Origin of the sequence: Planktothrix sp. FACHB-1355 (assembly GCF_014748295.1) — a bacterium.
Lineage (GTDB): Bacteria > Cyanobacteriota > Cyanobacteriia > Cyanobacteriales > Aerosakkonemataceae > Aerosakkonema > Aerosakkonema funiforme_A.
Genome location: NZ_JACJUP010000756.1, coordinates 1 through 3490 on the forward strand (window position 1 = coordinate 1; position 3490 = coordinate 3490).

5 protein-coding genes are annotated in these 3490 nt (G+C 43.7%); 2 read left to right on the forward strand and 3 right to left on the reverse strand.

Going from position 1 to position 3490, the window contains the following annotated elements; all coding sequences use genetic code 11:
* The first annotated feature begins 52 nt into the window (after window positions 1-52).
* Window positions 53-331, forward strand: a complete 279-nt coding sequence (locus tag H6S82_RS24335; RefSeq protein WP_190461442.1) for a tetratricopeptide repeat protein — start codon at window positions 53-55, stop codon at window positions 329-331.
* A gap of 24 nt (window positions 332-355) precedes the next feature.
* On the opposite strand, the gene panB is transcribed toward H6S82_RS24335, so the two are convergent.
* Genes panB through H6S82_RS24350 form a run of 3 tightly spaced genes read right to left on the reverse strand, consistent with a single transcriptional unit; the run spans window position 356 to window position 2621 of the window.
* Entirely contained in the window at window positions 356-1141 is a 786-nt protein-coding gene (gene panB, locus H6S82_RS24340; protein ID WP_190461441.1) for a 3-methyl-2-oxobutanoate hydroxymethyltransferase, read from the reverse strand.
* A gap of 45 nt (window positions 1142-1186) precedes the next feature.
* Window positions 1187-1432, reverse strand: a complete 246-nt coding sequence (locus H6S82_RS24345) for a hypothetical protein (protein ID WP_190461439.1) — start codon at window positions 1430-1432, stop codon at window positions 1187-1189.
* Between the two features lie 4 nt (window positions 1433-1436).
* The gene (locus tag H6S82_RS24350; protein ID WP_191056839.1) at window positions 1437-2621 is read right to left on the reverse strand and encodes an RNA-guided endonuclease TnpB family protein; all 1185 of its coding nucleotides are present in this window, start codon (window positions 2619-2621) and stop codon (window positions 1437-1439) included.
* Between the two features lie 135 nt (window positions 2622-2756).
* On the opposite strand from H6S82_RS24350, the gene H6S82_RS24355 reads away from it, so the two are divergent.
* Window positions 2757-3490, forward strand: a 734-nt coding sequence (locus tag H6S82_RS24355) for a methylenetetrahydrofolate reductase (RefSeq protein WP_191056840.1), incomplete at its 3' end; no start/stop codon positions are given.

Here is a 3490-nt window from a genome sequence, read left to right on the forward strand (position 1 = left end):
AGAACGAGCAACTTAGCAAAGTGCGATCTCAGGGCGCAGGAAATTTAAGGAAATGGCTGCTTGCCAAGAACAAGCTAATGCTTTAGACAAACAAGGCGATACTTACCGTCGCTTGGGAAAATATCAACAAGCGATCGAGTGCTATCGACAGGTCTTGGAAATTAAACGCGAAATGGGCGATCGTCCCGGTATAGCCTTCTGCCTGCAAAAGCTGTGGTTGTGTAACGTTTGGCTGCAAAACGACGAAGAAGCGTTTTTTTGCTTTATGCAGTTACAGGAAATTCACCGAGAAATGAGCGCCAGCATAGAAGAAATAGATTTTTATTTCTAAACATATTCGTGATGTTTTTTCCGTTTAGCTAGTTAAATCGGGAAATTTCCCCTCTTTGACTTCCGTACCAAAATTTTCCACCGCTTGCGTAATAATTTCCCGCAAATTAACATAAGATTTCGCAAAAGGCGGCTGTTTTTGAGAAAGTCCTAACAAATCTGCAGTAACTAAAACCTGACCGTCACAGTGAGGGCCAGCGCCAATTCCAATTGTAGGAATTGAGAGTTTTTGGGTAATTTGCAATGCCAACTCAGCTGGAATATGCTCCAAGACTACCGCAAATGCACCTGCTTCTTCAAGTGCGATCGCTTCTTGTAAAATTCTCTCTCCAGCTTCCGGCGTCTTCCCTTGCTGACGATAACCCAACTTATGCACCGATTGCGGCGTTAAACCTACATGACCGAGTACCGGAATTCCCGCTTGTACCAAAAAAGAAACTGTTTGCGCGATCGTCGGATATCCGCCCTCCAATTTTACCGCTTGAGCGCCCGATTCTTTCAGTATCCTACCAGCTGAGTGCATTGCTTGCTGAGGACTTTCTTGATAACTCAAAAACGGCAGATCGCAAACTACTAAAGCTTTCTGTACGCCTCGACGCACCGCCTTGGCGTGATGGATCGTTTCATCCAGCGTCAGCGGCAGGGTAGTTTCGTAACCCAATGCGACCATTGCCAAAGAATCGCCAACCAGGATAACATCAACGCCAGCAGCATCCAACAGCTGTGCGATCGCATAATCCCAAGCTGTTAGGGTCACAATTAAACGACCTTGGCGTTTCCATTGGATTAATTGTTGGGTTGTGACTGCCATTTAATCAATTTTGCTTGTAGTTTTTTATGTTCGCACTCAATTATTTCATCGCTGCGGTCTAATTGTTTGGACAAAATTGAGAAAGTTGTTAGTTTCGACATCTCCTTGGATATCGAGAACGCGAACGTTGACAATTTTTTTGGATCTGTCTGTCAGTTGAACTTCCATCAGTACTGACTTAACCAGACCGTAGGTTTTTACTGCCTGTTCGACACTGGCGCAGCGCAGTTTTAAAGTTCCCTTATTTATTCTGCCGTTATTTGCCCGATATTCCCACTGTTTGACACTCACCGACCTAAAGGTGCGGTGATTCTTCCTTCATAGAACGATGCCTTACAAAAGCAGTGCCTTTGCTTGGTCTTACTCGTTCTCCAGAAGCTACCGAGGTATGCCCTACCTCTAACATTCGTAAACCTTCATCTCTAATATTCTTGGCGGCGTTGATGTCACAGTCATGTAAAGTTCCGCATTTGGGACACCGCCAACTTCTAATATCTAAAGGTAATTCGCTCATCTGATTCAAACAGTGATTGCAGGTTTTAGAACTAGGGAAAAATCTATTTACCTCTATGTAGATTTTCCCGTCCCATTCTGCTTTATATTTCAGCATGGTACAAAATTGTCCCCATCCTAAATCAGCTATAGACTTAGCTAATTTATGATTGCGTACCATGTTTCTCACTGCCAGATTCTCTACCACCACGACTTGATTTTCGTCTACTAATTTACGACTTAGTTTGTGGAGAAAATCTTCCCTACATCTAGTAATTTTTTGATGGATTTTAGCTACCCTAATTCTTGCTTTGTTACGATTGCTTGAACCTTTTTGCTTCTTAGCTAATCTCTGAAGGCATAAGACTAGCTTTTTCTCATGCTTGCGGTAGTATTTAGGATTGCCATGTTTGGTTCCATCTGATGTGATAGCAAAGTGAGTGATACCTAAATCGATTCCTACTGCTTTACCCTCTTTGATTGGTTCTGGCTTACCCTTCCCATCATCATACAAACAATTGGCGTAAAATTCACCACTAGGAGTCATTGAAACTGTGACAGATTTAAACTCACCATCTGGAATTCTGGATACTTTGCAGTAAACTTTTCCCAGTTTGGGCAGTGTTAAATAGTCGCCGCTTAACTTCATGCCTTGGGGGAATCTAATTGACTGCCTTTGATGTTTCTTCTTGAAGTTGGGATAGTTAGCTCTTTTTTCAAAGAAGTTGAGAAAAGCGCTCGACAAATCTAAGGCTACTTGCTGCAAAATTTGGGAAGGTGGTTCTGTCAACCATTCATACTCTTTCTTGAGTTGTGGAAGTAGTCTGATTATTTCATTCCTACTTAATCCTTTCCCAGTCTTTTTGTAAGTTTCGGTCGTTAGATTAAGGCTGTAATTGTAGAACCAACGGCAACAACCAAAAGACTTAACTAGCAAGTCTTTTTGCTCGGTTGTTGGGTAAATTCTGTACTTAAAAGCCTTAAACATTATGCTTACCAAACTATAGCTACTATGGTATAATAGATTAAAAAAAATGTAAAGCCGTCCTAGAAGGACGGGGTTTTAAACCCAAGTTTTCGATAAAGGCTTAATTTCATCCCTCATCCTTCATCCATCAGACTCATGTTCAGCATCCAATCCCCAACACCCTTGACTTCCTTTCGCGCCGCCATCCAAGCCGGTGAATTTCTCGTTACCGCAGAAGTCGCACCACCCAAAGGAGGCGACCCCACCCACATGGTAAAAATGGCGCAAATGCTCAAAGGGAGAGTTCATGCTATCAATATTACCGATGGCAGTAGAGCGGTGTTGCGGATGTGTCCCCTGGTGGCGTCGGTCATTTTACTGCAATACGGAATTGAGCCAATTTGTCAAGTAGCTTGTCGAGATCGCAACCGCATCGGACTGCAAGCTGACCTGATGGGAGCCCATGCGATCGGCATTCGCAACATTCTAGCCCTGACTGGCGATCCCGTCAAAGCGGGAGATCATCCGGACTGCAAAGCTGTCTTCGATTTGGAATCGGTGCGTCTGCTACAACTAATAGACAAAATGAATAACGGTTTTGATTGGAACGATAAACCCCTCACGGATGGCGCTACAGATTTATTTGTCGGTGCGGCGATTGACCCGCAATCGCCCAGTTGGTCGGGATTGCAAAGTCGATTTGAGCGCAAGTTACAAGCTGGGGCGCAATTTTTCCAAAGTCAGCTGATTTCGGATTTCGATCGCTTGGAAAAATTTATGAGTCAAATTGCGGCTGGTAGCAATAAACCGATTTTGGCCGGGATTTTTCTGCTCAAATCCGCCAAAAACGCCGAATTTATCAATCGCTGCGTACCGGGGGTGAATATTCC

Coding starts and splice junctions, on each gene's coding strand:
- H6S82_RS24335 (WP_190461442.1), top strand. CDS start 53: ATGGCTGCTTGCCAAGAACAAGCTAATGCTTTAGACAAACAAGGCGAT.
- H6S82_RS24350 (WP_191056839.1), bottom strand. CDS start 2,621: ATGTTTAAGGCTTTTAAGTACAGAATTTACCCAACAACCGAGCAAAAA.
- panB (WP_190461441.1), bottom strand. CDS start 1,141: ATGGCAGTCACAACCCAACAATTAATCCAATGGAAACGCCAAGGTCGT.